Below are 16,048 nucleotides of genomic sequence, written 5' to 3'. Positions count from 1 at the left end.
GCAGTAGTGAACGAAACATAAAAGTAGCCGCTTATTAGCCGCCCCTTTAATACTAAGATTTACATCAACGTGAGAAAAAAATCGTCACATAAAAGTTACGCACTATGCCTATGTATAGCGTTTTTTTTAACGCTTGTTGGCTGTCGCTATCCCCAAAATGTAGAACGCAAAATGAGCGATATCGAGGGCGGCACACTCTTCATCGGTATCACGGAAAACCCACCTTGGGTCATCGCTACCGCTGCGGGCCCCAAAGGGGTGGACATCGGCCTTCTATCCCAGTTTGCCAATAGCCTCGATGCGTCCATCGAGTGGCACTGGGGCAGTGAAAACGAGCTACTGAAAGCGCTCAACCACCAGCTCGATATCGTGGCCGGCGGCTTTACTCACAATACGCGTCTTACTCAGCTAGCCGCCACGACACGCCCGTACTTCACCTCACATCATGTCATTGGTATCGCGCCTCATCACCCTAGCGCTCACGCAGCGGGCGACGCTGCCCTCGAGGGCCAAGACATCGCCGTGGCGCGTCTCAATAGCGTCACGCAGTCGATCCGTGCGCTGGGTGCGACTCCCGTGATCACCGAGCGCGTGCATGACGCGCCGGGCTGGGTAGCTGGCCCTCAATGGTGGTTAGAGGCCCATGGCTTTCGACCAACGGCTCATCGACTCACCAGCGAACACCATGTGATGGCGCTACCCAAAGGGGAAAACGCCCTCATGTTGGCGCTTCAACGCCATCTCAATGCCCAATCCTCTCTCTATGAGCAGCTAAAACGCGTCGAGGCCGCTGAATGAAAATACGCAAGCCCTACCGTATGCCTGCTGACAAACAGCGCCAGCTCGATTATTTGGTGAGACTGGAGTGGTGGAACTTGGGGTTTCGGGTCTCAATCATTCTGGTGCTTGGGCTGGTGCTAGGCAGCAGCCAAGCCATGAAAGCGGCCTGGATAGAGGACATCCTATCGCTCATTCCTCCCGTGGCATTCTTGATCGCCATGCATTTTCGTAACCGCCCCCCTAACGATACCTTTCCCTACGGCTACCAACGCGCCACGGTGATTGCGTTTTTATGCGCGGCCACGGCACTGAGCCTGATGGGGAGCTTGCTGTTACTGGATTCGATCATGAAACTGATCAGTCAGGAGCACCCCTCAGTAGGCGCTATCTCGCTCTTTGGGCATACGTTTTGGATGGGCTGGTTAATGATCGGTGCCCTCATCTACAGCGTGATTCCTCCCATGGTGATTGGCCGCTTGCAGACCAAAGCCGCCATACAGGTGCATGAAAAAACCGTCTATGTCGATGGTAAGATGAGCAAAGCGGACTGGATGACCGGCCTGGCAGCGATCATCGGCATTTTGGGGATTGGTGCCGGTATCTGGTGGGCAGATGCGCTAGCGGCAGCGCTTATCGCCATCGATGTGACCAAGGACGGCGTGGTGAACCTGAAAGAGGCCGTGGGTGATTTATTGGATCGCCGCCCGCGATTTACGTCGAACACCCAACCCGAGCCGTTAGCCGAGTCGCTGGAAACGGCACTCAAACGATACGAGTGGGTCTTGGACGCTGCCGTTCGACTACGAGAAGAGGGACACGTGTTCAGCGGTGAAGCATTCATTGTCCCGCGCGATACGCATCGACTGGCCGAGCGCGTTGCCTCGGCAGAGGCCATGCTGAATCATTATGATTGGCGTATTTATGAAGTGGTGGTGAGTGTCACCCCATCCGATTCTTCGAACTAGGAAGCGAGCATGATAGGACATCACTGGCTCGGTATCGTTGGCATTCTTCTAATAACCCTTGCCAATTATGATGCCATCAAGACGACGCTGTCTGCCTCTCACTCTGGCCCTTTGACCAACCGCTCCATTAGCACGGTATGGACCCTGTTACTGGCATTGCATCAACGTCATCGCTGCCACCGCGTACTGTCTGCAGCAGGCCCTTGGCTGACCGTAGGTTTGATGACCGTTTGGCTGCTGCTTGCCCTAGTCGGATGGTGGCTACTGTTTTGCAGCACCGAAGACGCCGTGGTGAACGCCACGACCAAAGCCCCTGCCAACGATGTCGAGCGCCTGTACTATGCGGGCTATACATTGACCACTCTGGGCTACGGCGACTTCGTTCCGGGCAGCGACACTTGGCGGCTTGCACCACCGCTGGCAGCTGCCAACGGCTTCTTTCTCTTTACGCTCACCATTACGTATATGCTGAGCATCATGGCCAATGTCACCGAAAAACGCCATGTCGCGCTGTCCATCCATGCGCTGGGCAATAGCCCCTTACAAATTCTCCGCGCGACCCATGATAATGGGAAGTACACAAGCTTGGTACAGCAGCTACAACCACTCCAACAGGCCATTAGCCGGTTGGGGCAGCAGCATCTGGCGTATCCCATTTTGCACTATTATCACGACCCTAACCGTCAAAAATCGCTACCGGTTGCTCTCGCGAAACTCTATCAAGCGCTGGTCATTGCACAAATTGCTTGCCCCGATATCGACCACGCGACGCGGCAACAGCTTAAAACGGGCATCGTCACGCTTGAAAACTTTCTCGCGACGTTAGACAGCGCGTTCATCGACCCTACCCCTACCCTCCCAGAGCTACCTTCGCTAGCAGAGTACCAACGATTGCCTGGCATCACCGCCGCTCACCAAGAGATACATCAACAGCTTGCCACCCGCCAACAGCGGTTACTGGCTGCCTACGTGCATAAAGATGGCTGGGCATGGCCAAACGTCTGGCAAAACGAGTCATCATAGCCGCTAGCTACTGCTCGCTGGACGACACGGCCCCTTCCCATACTTCACAACGGTCGCGGCCGTTATTCTTGGCTTTGTACAACGCTGTGTCGGCTAAGCGCAGTAGCCTTTTAGGGTCCATGGTGTGAGCCGGATACGTGGCGATTCCGCAAGAGAGCGTAATGCGCCCAAGCGGCTGATGAAGGTGACTCAACGCTTGGTTACGCTGTGCCTTCAGCAGTTTCTCGGCACGCGTTTGCGCCTCGGCCGTTCCGGTGCCCGGTAGGAGCGCGACGAACTCCTCGCCCCCCAACCGACACACCACGTCCGTACCGCGAAAATGCTTCTTTAACAGCGCCGCGACCTCGATCAAAACGGCATCGCCAGCGTCGTGGCCAAAGTTATCGTTCACTTTCTTGAAATGATCGATATCGATCATCAGCAGCGAAAGCAGGCTTCCCTTACGCTGCGCGAGCGCCATTTCCTGATGTAGCAAGGTGTCGAAATGGCGACGATTATTGAGGCCGGTCAGGGCATCCTGAAGCGAGAGCCCCTTGAGCTGCTCGACCAAGGTATCTAGCTCTGCCGTCCGCGCCGTCACCTGTGCTTCTAGCGTCTGGTTGGCCGCAGCAAGCTGACGCTGCGTATGACGGTAGTGCCACAGCGAAATCCCCACGATAGCCAAAGAGAAGCCCAACGCCCCATAGCTCAGTGGCACATCGCGCCGAGGGATCAGCTCGTGCGCCACCAACATGTCCAGCAACAGAAGTGGCGCAAACAGCAGGAAACTAGTGACGAACAGCCGCTGCTCCAAATTCAAACGACGCAATCGCAGCAGCGCCAGCAGAAGCATGAGGGGGAGCGTGAGCAACAGCAGCACGTCGAATATGGGGAACGTCAGTGCCAAGTTCACCACGCCAAGTGCGACCAGACCAATCGAAGCCACGAGGTACGCCAAATGGAGCTGCCATAAACGCCTCATCCAGCGCTTTGGTACACCATCCAACCAGTGGCTCAGCAACAAGCCTATGGCAATGGGCAGCGTAAAGTAGCTGGCGGCTCGTAAAATGTCCCAGGTAAGCGGCGCGTCTGCCAACAGCTGCCGAACGGGGGTCTCTGCCAACAGCATCAACCCTGACGAAAACGCAAACAGCGCGATGGCAAAAAAGCCCCGACGCTCAGGCCCAATCATGGCAAAAATCGCTGCCAACGTCGCCAGTAGCAGGCTGAAGGCACTCACCGCAAGGTCCTGTACCGAAGCGTGGAGCATCCCCTTCAGCGCATCGATACGATCGGTGATTTCTACATCGCCCCACAGCCCGATGCTGGTGTAATCGGAGTGGATACGCAGCGCCAGCGTCTTGCCCGCCGAATTCTCCGGCAGCGGAACCAAATGCCACGGCCAACCGATGAAACGAGGCGCTTCCATATCGCCATGCTGATAAATCAGCGTGCCATCGAGGTAGATCTGCCCCACCAAGTTAATGCTGGTAATGTGCAACACCGGGTCACGCCACTCTCCCTCTGGCAAGACCGTTTTAAACCACACGGACTTCTGGCCGTTGCGCTCCGGGGGGTTAGAAGGAAAATCGATGGGGCTCCAAGGCGCGTCATCCTCTAAAGAAGCATCTCCCCAGCGATACTCCCAATCGGTCAGCGGTGCAGGCGCGCTAGCGTAGGCCGAAGAACCGGACAGCAACAGCAAGCCAGCCATTATTCCTACGCAAAAAAAGCGCAACAAGACGTTGAACGTACCCATCCGATCCCCTAGCTGGCGTGACCCACCAGCTCACCCTATTTTTTATTAACGCTAACCTTATACGCTCAAAATTGCGTTGATAGCACGTTTGATGCGTTTCAAACGCCTATTCGTTGGTGGCGTTAATCATTATCCAATCGCTCTGTTCGATATAAGTGCCACTCGTTTTCGACCCGGCCATCCGGCAGTCGACAGTAACGTCCCGTTCCCAAAGCGCTTTCGCGGGTGAGGCGCTCGCCGCCCAGGCTGACGCAATACGCCGCAGCCGCCGTCTGCATATCAGCGCCTTCTCCTCCCGCACAGCCTACTAACGCCACCATCATTATTAAGACGCTATGTTTCATTCGTGGTACTCCTCACTCTACTTCGCCGCATCAGGCCCGCCAAACGGCGCTCCACAATTTTTCACATCTCAACGACGCTCAAGCCACGTCTCTCTCTACACCCCACCACCATAAGCCATTATGCTGTGAAGGCAGCTTGACGGACCAATATAAATTTAAGCGCAGCGGCTAGTCCGTCGTCACCCTTGCACACTTTCAGTAGGTCACTCGATGGTCACGCCATGAAAACACCCCAGGGCTCAATAAGCCGCGCTGCACCTTCGTTAGAAGCGAATGTTGACCACGGTTTGAACGATGGCAAGCCCCCTCGTTTCGAGCGTGTGGCGCGCCTAGCGCAACAGGTGTTCGGCGTGCCCATCGTGCAAGTCTATCTACGTCAACATGACCACTTGGAGCTCGCGACGAGCCAGGGCCTGTCGGAAACCAGCGCAGCCGCGTTAGCACACACATTTCGTCGCCATGCGCTCTTTCCAAGCGATTGTTTGATCGTCGAGGACGCCCAGGCGGATAACCGCTTCTCCGATCACCCCATGGTTCAGGCCGCCCCCTTCGTCCGCTTCTTTGCCGGGATACCGTTGGCTACGTCTACAGATCGCTCGGCAGGCTGTCTCTGCCTGTTCGACACGGTTCCAAGAGCCTTCACGAAAGAACAGATTGCGCTGCTTCACGACATCGCCGCTACGATAGAGGCACTGATCCAGGACGATATCGGTCACCACGCCTCTCACTCTGCGCTGTCACTGGCACTGCAAAAAAGCGAGCGCCGTGCCCGATTGGTCATCGAGGGCACCGGCGTCGGCACCTGGCAGTGGAACGTACAAACGGGAGAGACCGTTTTCAACGAGCGGTGGGCACAGATCGTTGGCTATACGCTGGAAGAGCTCAGCCCCATCACCATCAATACGTGGCTGGACCTTGCACACCCCGACGACTTGGCTCACTCCGCCGCCCTACTCGATGCGCATTTTCGAGGGGAAACGGAAAGCTATAGCTGCAAAGCAAGAATGCGTCACAAGCAGGGCCACTGGGTGTGGGTGCACGACCGCGGGCAGGTGTTCGACTGGACCTCAGAGGGTCAGCCGCTGTTGATGTATGGTACCCATACCGACATCACCCACGAGATCGAGGCGCAGCAGGCCCTGCAAGCCAGCCGGGATGAGTTTGCGTCACTGTTGAGCAACATGCCCGGGGTGACCTATCGCTGCTTACCGGATGAGAACTGGACCATGCTCTACATCAGCGGGCAAATCGACCAGGTCAGCGGCCATACCGCGAAAGAACTCATCAACAACGCGTGCCTCAGCTATGCCGACATTATCCATCCCGACGATGCCGCCGCCGTGGGCGACGCGATCGAAACCGCCCGCGCCGCCAGCGAAGGTTGGCATATCGAGTACCGGATGCGCCACCGCGATGGCCGTTGGCGCTGGGTCGAAGAGCGCGGCAACTGGGTGACAGGCGATGCCCAACACCCCTTGATCATGGAAGGGTTCATCGTCGACATTACCCGTGAACACGAAGCCCGCGTGCAGCTTCGCAAACACCACGATGCGCTGCTGTTGCTCAACGATATCGCGTTCAATACGCTCGACACCCTCGATGCCAAAATTCAGTATGCACTGCATACGACGCGTCACTATCTCGGTTTGGACCTAGCGATCCTCAGCCAGATCGAGGGCGAGGTATACACCGCTCGATGGGTAGAGTGCTCCCCCGGCATGCCACTGGCGGCCGGTGAGCGCTTCGATTTAGGCAGCACTTGGTGCCAACTACTCTTCACCGGACAGAAAAAAGAGCTGTTTATCGCCAATGTCGCCAACAGTGAATTTCATGCTCACCCCTGTTATCAAGCCTTTCCTCTTGGCGCCTATGCCGCCATCGTCATCGAAGTGGAGGGCCAAGTGTTCGGTACGCTCAACTTCTCCTCAGCCTCACCCCGGGGCAGCGAGTTTGATGAAAGCGAAACCTTGTTTCTAAGGCTACTCGCCCGCTGGCTGGCCGATACCTTGACCAACAGTTTGAGCAACGAGCGGATTACCAAGCTCATGGCGCAACTGCCTGGCGTCATTTATCAGTACCGACAGTTTCCCGACGGACGGCCCACGTTCCCGTTCAGCTCACCGCAAATTCAAACCCTTTACGGCATGACGCCCAAACAGGCGGCCCAAGACGCCACTCCCGCCTTCGAGCGCATCCACCCAGACGACCTGGCATCCGTGGCGTCCGCCATACAGCATTCCGCCAACGCGCTCGGGGACTGGCATGCCACGTATCGCGTACGAAACGATCAGGGCGTGTACCGCTGGACAGCCGGTCAGGCACGGCCAGAGCGGCTCGCCGATGGCAGCGTGCTATGGCATGGCTACCTGCACGACATCCATGAACAAGAGTTGGCACGAAAAGCCCTGGAGCGCAACGAGAGTCGTCTTAGAGGCCTTTTTGAGTTTGCTCCCATTGGCATTGCGCTCAACGATTACGAGACCGGGCAGTTCATCGATCTCAACGACGCCTTGACGCTGCCCTCCGGCTATACCCGCGACGAGTTCGTCAAGCTCAGCTACTGGGACCTTACGCCCCGAGAGTACCAAGCCATGGAAGAGCAAGTACTCGTGAGCCTCAAAAACGAGGGCCGCTACGGGCCTTTCGAAAAAGAGTACATCCGCAAGGATGGCAGCCGCTACCCGGTTCGTTTGCAGGGCATGCTGAGCCATGACCCCGACGGGCGCCCCGTCATCTGGTCACTGATAGAGGACATTACCGAGCGACGACGGCTGGATAAGATGAAAAATCAGTTCATCGCTACCGTGAGCCACGAACTGCGCACCCCGCTCACCTCCATCAATGGCTCGTTAGGGCTTCTGGCAGGCGGCGTCGTGGGCGAACTGCCCGCCCCCGCCAATGCGCTGTTGGAAACCGCCCAACGTAACGTGCAGCGGCTTGCCACGCTCATCAACGACCTGCTGGATATGGAGAAATTGGTGGCAGGCAAAATGCCCATGAACCTGGCCGCGCAGCCATTGACCCCGCTGGTGGTAGAGGCGATCGACTCCATGGCCGGGTACGGCGAGCAGCACGGGGTCCGTATTGAAGCCACGCCACAGTGGCCAGAGGTGCGCGTCAACGTCGATGGTCCACGGCTGATTCAAGCGCTAACCAACTTGATGTCGAATGCCGTCAAATTCACGCCGAAAGATCGTCCGGTCGAAATCTCCGTTGCGCACCAACAGTCAACCGTCAACATTAGCGTCCGCGATCACGGACCAGGTGTCGACCCCGACTTTCAACCCCACCTCTTCAAGCGTTTTTCCCAAGCGGACGCTAGTGACACGCGCAAGCTCCCCGGTACCGGCTTGGGGCTCGCCATTACCCGAGAAATTGCCCAGCAGCTGGGGGGCGAGGTGTACTACCGAGATGCCAACGGCGGCGGTGGCGAATTCACTATCGAACTCCCCGGAGAGCGGATTTGCTGATCTCCTCAATGGCAGCTAGGCTAATGAAAGGATTTGTACAACACCGCACGAATCCTATTAGCTTTTGCATAAGCATTGCCCCAGAAAGAGGCGCTTGGCAATCGCCCACTGCTAGCCATTCATAAGGAGAGTGACGCCATGTCTAGCCCAGAGCACAAGCAAAAAATCTGGAAAATGATCAAGGATATCAAAGTCGGCATGCTGGTGACGTTAGACCATGACATGCCACGCGCCCGCCCCATGCACCTCGTGCAAGACGACTACGACGGCACGCTTTGGTTCTATACTCGCCGTAGTGCTGAAAAAGTACTGGAAACCAAAAGCGATCACGATGTCTGTCTTAGCTTTTCGGACCAAGACGACGGTGTCTACGTCTCCTTGTCCGGTAAGGCCAACGTCATCGACGACCGTGAGCTGATCGACAAGTACTGGAACCCCTTCGTCGCGGCCTGGTTCCCTGAAGGCAAAGACGACCCTGATGTCGCCCTACTGGAAGTGAAAGTAGAAATGGGTGAGCACTGGAAAGCCAAAGAGAGCAAAACGTTCCAGCTGTACGAAATCGCCAAAGCCAATCTCAAAAAAGACGCGACGCCCAACTTGGGCGAAAACGAGAAGTTCGGTGGATAAGCCGTTCATGAAGCGCCCGGCTACCCGGGCGCTTTGTTCGATCGCGTGGATGGTAACGGTCTGGATAACGCATGCCCCCGCCTCATCCGCCAATGAGACATCCCCCGCGTCTGAAGCGTGCGCTCCCACCGAACGGCAGCAAACGATGTTGGACCGCGTCAACCAAGCTCGAGGCCAAGCCCGCCAATGCGGCGAACGTTCTTTCGATGCCGCTAGCCCCCTTACTTGGAGCTGCTCGCTCACCACCGCCGCGCAAGCTCACGCCGACGACATGGCCACGAACGACAACTTCAGCCATACCGGGCAAGGCGGCAGCAGCATGAGTGATCGCGCTACTCAGCACGGCTATAGGTGGCGAAGGGTTGGCGAAAACATCGCCGCTGGGCATACCACCGCCGACGCAGCCATCGAAAGCTGGATCGAAAGCCCAGGCCACTGCCGCAACCTCATGAACGATGCCTTTACCGATATAGGCATGGCGCACGCAGAAGATAGTGACTCGCGATTTACGCACTACTGGGTGCAAACGCTAGGCGCGCCGCGCTAGTCGTTAGAAATGAAGAAGACATGGGGGCGTTTGGCGTCCCTGGCAGGAGTCGAACCTGCGACCTGCCGCTTAGGAGGCGGCTGCTCTATCCTACTGAGCTACAGGGACTGACGGGGCGCATAGTATAGCGGTTTGATCCGCCCCGGCCAACCGCGGTTTTGCATCGGCAGAAGTCATATCCAACCGAGCAGGCGAAGAGCGAAGATACCCAGTGTCACGGTCACGCTGGCCATCAGCGTGGTCATGGCGATGATATTGGCGGCCAAAGCCACGTTCCCATTGATCGCTTTGACCATCACGAAGCTGGCGGCAGCAGTGGGGCTGGCAAAGAAAAGAAACAGTAGGCCGAGCTGATTCCCTGAAAACCCCATCAGCCACGCAGCCAATGTGGAAAGCACGGGTAAAATCACCATTTTCATACTGCTGGCGCTGAGCGCCACTTGGCTTCCCTCTCGCATGCTGGATACCGATAGCGTTGCGCCGATGCATATCAACGCGAGCGGTAGCGTGAGCGAGGCAAAGTAATTACCCGAGGTCATCACCCAACTGGGCAGCGACACCGAGAAAGCGGTAAAAGGGAGCGCAGCGAACACCGAAAGAATCAGCGGATTTTTGATGATATGACCCAGCAAACTCCGCCAATCGGTCGCTTGGCCGGGCTGATAGGCCGCCAAGGCAATGACGGAGAGCGCGTTATACATCACGATCACCACCCCCAGCAGCAAACTACCGGCGGATAACCCATAATTGCCGTACATGCCCGCCGCCAAGGCCAAGCCTACGACCCCACAATTTCCGCGAAACGCTCCTTGAACATAAATGCCGCGGTCGGCTCTTGGCACGCGCAGGTGCGCCCAACCCCAACTCAGCAAAAACTGGCCCAACGTGGCGAGGGCAAAAAAGAGCAGTAACGGCACATCTAGAGCAACGCTCAAGTCAGCTTTGACTAGGCTGAGAAAGATCAGCGTGGGCAGTGTGGCTTTGAACACGAGAGACGAGGCGGTCGAAATGAAGGCGCTATCGATCCAGCCCAGGCGCTTCAAGGCAATCCCGATGAACACCATGGCAAAAACAGGCAGGGTAACGTCTAAGGTGCGTGTAAAGAGTTCAAGTAAGTCCACGAAGTCGCTCTCAGTCGAATCAGCATCCTCTTATACTCTACCGTTGACTGAGATTTGTCGACTCGCTAGACAGTCTCGTCACCATAAGGGAAAGTAAGCACAAACGCGCACCGTCACTGATAGGTCACTTATGGTTTTGCCCCTCAACCATGAAAACGAAGAGCAGCGCCTTCTCACGCTCAAGCGTTATACGCTAGGGGACTTGTCGGCTGACGACCACTTCGACCGTATCACTCAACTGGCTGCTGCCTACTGCGATACGCCCATTGCGCTAATGACGCTCGTCGATGACACCCATGTGTGGGTCAAAAGTAGCGTGGGCCAATCCACGCAGCGGATGCTGCGAGAACACTCATTCTGCGGCATTGCCATCGAAAAACGAGCGCTGTTCGAAGTACAAGATGCCCGTCAGGACGCCTCGCTAAAGCAATTCCCCCTGGTGAGTTCGCCTCCGCACATCGTGTTCTATGCCGGAGCGCCTCTGATCGCAGACAATGGCAGCGTCATCGGCACGCTCTGCGTCATGGATACCCAGCCCCGTCGGCTCTCCAGCGTACAAAGCGCGCTACTTCAGCAACTGGCCAGTAGCGCGGTCCTGCAGTTCGAGCACTATGTATCTCAACGTGCCTACGATGCCATTGGCAACGCAGCGATTGGTCTCTGGGAAATGGACGTGCCCAGTCGCGCTACGCACTGGAACGATGTCGTCAACGAGCTCTACGACGTTGACAAGCGTGATGCTCGCACCTTCGAGCAGCGCATGGAGGCTTATACCCCCGAGGACCGCCAGCGCCTGATGGACGCCATCGATTCGGCTATCGAGCAAGGCCTTGCGTTTAACGACACGTTTCAATTGATCACGGTCAGTGGCGAGCCGCGCTGGGTCAGAATCACCGGCAACCCGCTAGTGGTCAACGGCCACGTGGTGCAGCTCATCGGTACGATGCTGGATGTCACTCCGCGTAAACAGATCGAAACCCAATTACTGCGCCAGCAGGCGTTGGAGCAAGCCATCATGCGTGCTCAGGCGAGCTTCATCGATGGCCAAGGCAATGCCAAAGCGCTCGACCCGCTGCTCGAAGATCTATTGGCATTGACCAGCAGCGAATATGGCTTCATTGGCGAGGTGCTATATAACGAGAGCCAGGTCCCCTACCTCGTCGCCCACGCAATCACTGACATCACGTGGGATCGAGCCTCCAAGCTGTTTTATGATCAGAATGCTCCCGATGGAATGGTGTTCAGCAATCTCGACACCCTTTTTGGTCATGTAATGCGCCATCAACAGGTGGTGATCTCCAATACGCCCGCCCTCGATACCCGACGAGGCGGGTTACCGCCAGGGCATCCGCCGCTGAATGCCTTTTTGGGCGTGCCGATTCACTCTAACGGCCACTGTATCGGGATGATTGGTCTCGCTAACCGCCCGAACGGCTATGACGACGCCCTGGTTGAATTTTTGGCACCGCTACTAGGTAGCATAGGGCAGTTCATCAATAACCTTCGCAATCACCGTCAGCAGCGCCAAGACCAGCAGGCCATTGCCCGCCTGTCGATGGTGGCCAAAAATACCAGTAACGGTGTCGTCATCACCGATGCCAAGGGCAATATCGAGTGGATCAACGACGGCTTTACACGGCTAAGCGGCTATACCTTCGAAGAAGCCGTGGGTAAAAAACCTGGCAAGCTAGTCCAGGGAAGCGCCACCGATAAAGCCACCGTGCGGCGTATTGCGCATGCGCTGCGAGACAGGCAGCGGTTCGAAGAAGAGCTGCTCAACTACCGTAAAGACGGCACGCCTTATTGGGTGCACATTAGCTGTAACCCACTTCCCGATAGCGAGCAGTCAGGTGGAGGGTTCATTGCCATTCAGTCGGATATTACCGACACGAAGCGTCACGAAGAAGCGCTGTATAAAGCTGCGAACATCGATGAATTGACGGGACTACCCAATCAGCGCTTAGCCCGCACGCAATTAGAGGCGCTCATCCAGCAGCGCGAACCGTTGACGGTCTACGTACTCAACATCGATGATTTCAAACGCCTTAACGACATGTTCGGCTACCCCGTGGGTAATCGTATTCTAACGCGCATAGCGAAACGCCTGCAGGCGTCGATCAAACCGTTGCGCGGGCAAGGCATTGCCGCACGGCTTAGCGGCGATGAGTTCGTGGTGGTCGCCCCCACCCAGCACTTCAACAGCGCAGCGCTGCAAAGCGCCATCCAGCAACCCATGAAGGTACATGGGCATAGCTTGAAGCTAACGACGTGCATTGGGATGACGTGTTTCCCAGAGGACGAAGTAGACCCTGACACGCTCTTTCGACACGCTTACCAAGCGCTGTATAAAGCCAAAACCCAAGGCGTCTCCCAGTGCGTTCGCTACAGCACCGATGAAGAGTACCTTTCCCGGCTACGTCAGCAAGAGCGCACCGCCATTCAGCATGGATTGAGTCACGGCGAGTTCCAGCTTTTCTATCAACCTCAAGTCGATTTGCAATCGAAAGAGGTGGTAGGTGCCGAAGCGCTGATCCGCTGGCAGCATCCTACGCGGGGGATTTGCGCTCCAGGTGAGTTTTTACCCCTCATCGAAGGCAGCGAACTGGAGTTTCTACTGGGAGAGTGGGTCATCGAAGCCGCTCTGAAACAGCTTCAGCAGTGGCAAAGCGTCGGTATTTCGCTGCAGGTCAGCGTCAATGTCAGCCCGCAGCACCTGCTGCACCAAGGATTTTTGCCTCAGCTGGAAAAGTTATTAGCCCGCTATGCCGATGTGCCCACCAAGCTGCTGGCCATCGAAATTTTGGAGTCCGCCACGCTGGATGACATGCAAGCGGCGCTGCATGTGCTCGAAAACTGTCAACGGCTGGGGATCGACGTGGCGCTGGACGATTTCGGCACCGGCTACTCGTCGCTGGCGTACTTTCGCCGCCTGCCGGTGCAGTTGATCAAAGTCGATAGAGACTTCGTTCGCGATATGCTGGCGAGCGAAGATGATCGTGCGATCGTAGAGAGTATCGTATTCTTGGCCAAGAAGTTCGCGCGCCCCGTGCTAGCAGAGGGCGTCGAGACCCTGGCACACGCTCAAGCGCTGCTGTCGCTGGGCTGCTACTTGGCCCAGGGCTACGGTATTGCGCGCCCCATGCCCGCCGAAGCGCTCCCCCAGTGGCTGATCACTTGGCAGCGGGAAGGTTTCCCAGACGCGTCTTAATCGAACAGCTCTATAGGGTCGAACTGTTCGGGCAATTTGACGACCACGGCGTCTCGCCCCTCCCCTTTGGCTTCATAACTGGCCGCATCTGCCCGGGAAATCGCCACATCGACCGTTTCGTCGCTTTCATCGAAGGTCGTCACGCCGATGCTGAGCGTCACGCTGTACTCTTTGCCCTCATGGGTCACGGTCACCTCGCTCACCGACTGACGCAACGACTCTGCGATACGCTCGGCCTGTCCCAGCGTACAGCTGGGTAACAGCACGGCAAACTCATCTCCCCCTTGGCGCGCCACATGGTCACTGCGACGTACTTCCCAGGCCACGATTTGAGCGATACGGCGGAGCATCTCGTCTCCCAGCGCGTGGCCGCCCTCGTCGTTGATAGGCTTGAAATGGTCCAGATCGAAGAGAAGCAGCGCAGAGGGCGTGCTGGTCTTCTGGAAGTCGGCGAATGCCTCTTCCAACCGGCGCTCGAATCCACGTCGATTGAGTAGCCCCGTCAACGGGTCGTGCTCTGCCTCCCAGCGCTGCAACGCCTCTTGCTGGCGACGCTCGGTAATGTCCTTCACGACCCCGACCAAGCCCAGCGAGTGCCCCCCTTGAGACAACATGACCACCCGTGCATGAATGTCCAGCCACAGCGTTTCATGGTCGCTGCGCACGAATCGTAGTTGGCGCACGAAATCGCTACCGGTTTTCAAGCTGTGAACCCACATGTCCCTCGCCCCTTCTCGGTCGTCAGGGTGCACCTGCTCCATCCACGCCTCCATGGGCGTATCGGGAGGGATATCCAGCATCTCCAGCAGTGCCGGGTTCATATAAGTGATCTTGCCGCCAAAATTGGCAACGAACATGCCCTGGGGTGTAGCGCTCAATACGGAATCCAAAAACGCCTGGCGCTCTTGCAAATGGCCGACCAACTGCTGGCGCTCATGCTCTACGCGGTTGAAAGTCATCGCGACTTGCTGCAACTCCTGCATGCTGGTGGCGAGATCGAGACTCGCGCGCTCGCCCTTTCCCACTTCACCAATTTGCGATTCAAGATGGTCCAGTGGCTTGAGAATGCGCGCCAGCAGCCACCATAAGAGCGGCATCATGAGTAGCGCCAGGACGAACCAAATGCCCAGCAGCTTGTAAATGAACCCCGAGAGCGGTAACTGCGCTTGAGTGGTGGGCAAAAACAGGCCCACTATCCAATCGGCTGGCCACACTTGGGCATACGCTTGCAGCGCTACGCGACCACTCGACAGTTCGGCAACCCCTTCCCCTCTCCAACCCGCCAGCGCAAGCTCTAACATCGGGTTCAATTGGACGTTGCTGATCTCGGCATTCACCAACTCGTGATCAGGATGGTAAAGAATTTTGCCAGAAGCGGTCGAAACGGCCGCATAGCCACTGTCACCCAAACGAATGGTGCTCAAACGATTGAAGAGTCCGCTGCTCTTGAGGCTGACGATGCCCCCGACAAAGCCCGCAAAACGCCCGTTTTCATCCAAACGAGGAATGCTGATGAGCACCAGCGGCATACCGCTAGCCCGGCCCACGAAGGGCTCGCTCACGTAGGGGCGGCGAATACCGCGCACCATTTTGAAATACTCGAGGTCTTTGGTCTCGAGGCCCACTCGCCCCCACCACGCTGGGCCAGTCGCTCAAGATCACGCCGTTCTCATCGCTGACCACCAAACCTTCGAACCAAGCCAGCAGGGAGTCGTTCTTTTGCAGCTCGTAATTCAACCAAGTGGGATCGTCTGACAACCCAATGGCCCCGTTCAACCGCTGTAGCGCGTTGATGCGCTGGTTGATCTGTTGGGTAATCTCATCGGCCAGCAAATCGGCTTCATAGCGCAGGTGGGCGATATTGGTCTCGTGCACCATGATTTTGCCGACCTGCCACGCCATGCCCAGCACGGCCCCCGCCAAAATGGCCAGCGCACAGGAAAGCCCCAGCAGCAGCCGGCTTTTTAGCGAACGAAACGTAATCAGTCGATGGATCAGGGGGGCTAGGCGCACCAGAAATCCCTATTTCGTTAACTTTCCTTGAGTGAGGCTCGCGAGTTCAGACGCTATCATGGCTCGAAAGAAATAACTTATCAAAAACAACTGAAATGTGCGCGTTGAGACAAATCAACTTAGCTATTTTTTTCTAAACCGTTTCTTTGCGTAACGAAAGCGCCTTAACTCTAAGCCAAGCGCGTGCGAATTGATAACCACGCTTATTTCAC

At 56.8% G+C, this 16,048-nt stretch carries 12 protein-coding genes and 1 tRNA gene; 7 read left to right on the top strand and 6 right to left on the bottom strand.

Annotation, left to right across the window (positions count from 1 at the left end; translation table 11 throughout):
* The first annotated feature begins 171 nt into the window (after positions 1-171).
* The 3 genes from FHJ80_RS10205 to FHJ80_RS10195 are packed head-to-tail and all read left to right on the top strand — an operon-like array spanning position 172 to position 2,768.
* On the top strand, positions 172-798 hold the full coding sequence (locus FHJ80_RS10205) for a transporter substrate-binding domain-containing protein (RefSeq protein ID WP_139527055.1): 627 nt from the start codon (positions 172-174) through the stop codon (positions 796-798).
* Entirely contained in the window at positions 795-1,745 is a 951-nt protein-coding gene (locus FHJ80_RS10200) for a cation transporter (protein WP_139527054.1), read from the top strand. The genes FHJ80_RS10205 and FHJ80_RS10200 overlap by 4 nt, the downstream gene beginning before the upstream one ends.
* Before the next feature lie 9 nt (positions 1,746-1,754).
* Complete coding sequence (locus FHJ80_RS10195) at positions 1,755-2,768, top strand: potassium channel family protein (protein WP_139527053.1); 1,014 nt, start codon at positions 1,755-1,757, stop codon at positions 2,766-2,768.
* A gap of 7 nt (positions 2,769-2,775) precedes the next feature.
* Here FHJ80_RS10195 and FHJ80_RS10190 read toward each other — a convergent pair whose 3' ends face one another.
* Together FHJ80_RS10190 and FHJ80_RS10185 are read right to left on the bottom strand one after the other, a co-directional pair.
* Entirely contained in the window at positions 2,776-4,461 is a 1,686-nt protein-coding gene (locus tag FHJ80_RS10190) for a diguanylate cyclase (RefSeq protein ID WP_139527052.1), read from the bottom strand.
* A gap of 167 nt (positions 4,462-4,628) precedes the next feature.
* Entirely contained in the window at positions 4,629-4,850 is a 222-nt protein-coding gene (locus FHJ80_RS10185) for a DUF333 domain-containing protein (RefSeq protein WP_062361259.1), read from the bottom strand.
* A gap of 221 nt (positions 4,851-5,071) precedes the next feature.
* Here FHJ80_RS10185 and FHJ80_RS10180 point away from each other — a divergent pair, with 221 nt between their 5' ends.
* From FHJ80_RS10180 to FHJ80_RS10170, 3 genes are all read left to right on the top strand, one after another.
* Entirely contained in the window at positions 5,072-8,320 is a 3,249-nt protein-coding gene (locus FHJ80_RS10180) for a PAS domain-containing protein (RefSeq protein ID WP_139527051.1), read from the top strand.
* 138 nt (positions 8,321-8,458) lie between these two features.
* Positions 8,459-8,947, top strand: a complete 489-nt coding sequence (locus tag FHJ80_RS10175; protein ID WP_139527050.1) for a pyridoxamine 5'-phosphate oxidase family protein — start codon at positions 8,459-8,461, stop codon at positions 8,945-8,947.
* Positions 8,940-9,494, top strand: a complete 555-nt coding sequence (locus FHJ80_RS10170) for a CAP domain-containing protein (RefSeq protein ID WP_255303920.1) — start codon at positions 8,940-8,942, stop codon at positions 9,492-9,494. The genes FHJ80_RS10175 and FHJ80_RS10170 overlap by 8 nt, the downstream gene beginning before the upstream one ends.
* A gap of 31 nt (positions 9,495-9,525) precedes the next feature.
* Here FHJ80_RS10170 and FHJ80_RS10165 read toward each other — a convergent pair.
* Positions 9,526-9,602 (bottom strand) — tRNA-Arg (locus FHJ80_RS10165).
* 65 nt (positions 9,603-9,667) lie between these two features.
* On the bottom strand, positions 9,668-10,615 hold the full coding sequence (locus FHJ80_RS10160) for an AEC family transporter (RefSeq protein WP_139527049.1): 948 nt from the start codon (positions 10,613-10,615) through the stop codon (positions 9,668-9,670).
* A gap of 130 nt (positions 10,616-10,745) precedes the next feature.
* Here FHJ80_RS10160 and FHJ80_RS10155 point away from each other — a divergent pair, with 130 nt between their 5' ends.
* Entirely contained in the window at positions 10,746-13,823 is a 3,078-nt protein-coding gene (locus tag FHJ80_RS10155; RefSeq protein ID WP_139527048.1) for an EAL domain-containing protein, read from the top strand.
* On the opposite strand, the gene FHJ80_RS10150 is transcribed toward FHJ80_RS10155, so the two are convergent.
* Positions 13,820-15,448, bottom strand: a complete 1,629-nt coding sequence (locus FHJ80_RS10150; protein ID WP_369692949.1) for a diguanylate cyclase — start codon at positions 15,446-15,448, stop codon at positions 13,820-13,822. The genes FHJ80_RS10155 and FHJ80_RS10150 overlap by 4 nt on opposite strands.
* Positions 15,357-15,836, bottom strand: coding sequence for a hypothetical protein (locus tag FHJ80_RS17545; RefSeq protein ID WP_369692948.1), 480 nt, complete (start codon positions 15,834-15,836; stop codon positions 15,357-15,359). The genes FHJ80_RS10150 and FHJ80_RS17545 overlap by 92 nt, the downstream gene beginning before the upstream one ends.
* Positions 15,837-16,048 lie beyond the last annotated feature (212 nt).

Origin of the sequence: Halomonas sp. BL6 (assembly GCF_006228115.1) — a bacterium.
GTDB classification, from domain to species: Bacteria; Pseudomonadota; Gammaproteobacteria; order Pseudomonadales; family Halomonadaceae; genus Vreelandella; species Vreelandella piezotolerans.
This window is presented reverse-complemented; position numbering and strand designations above follow the sequence as displayed.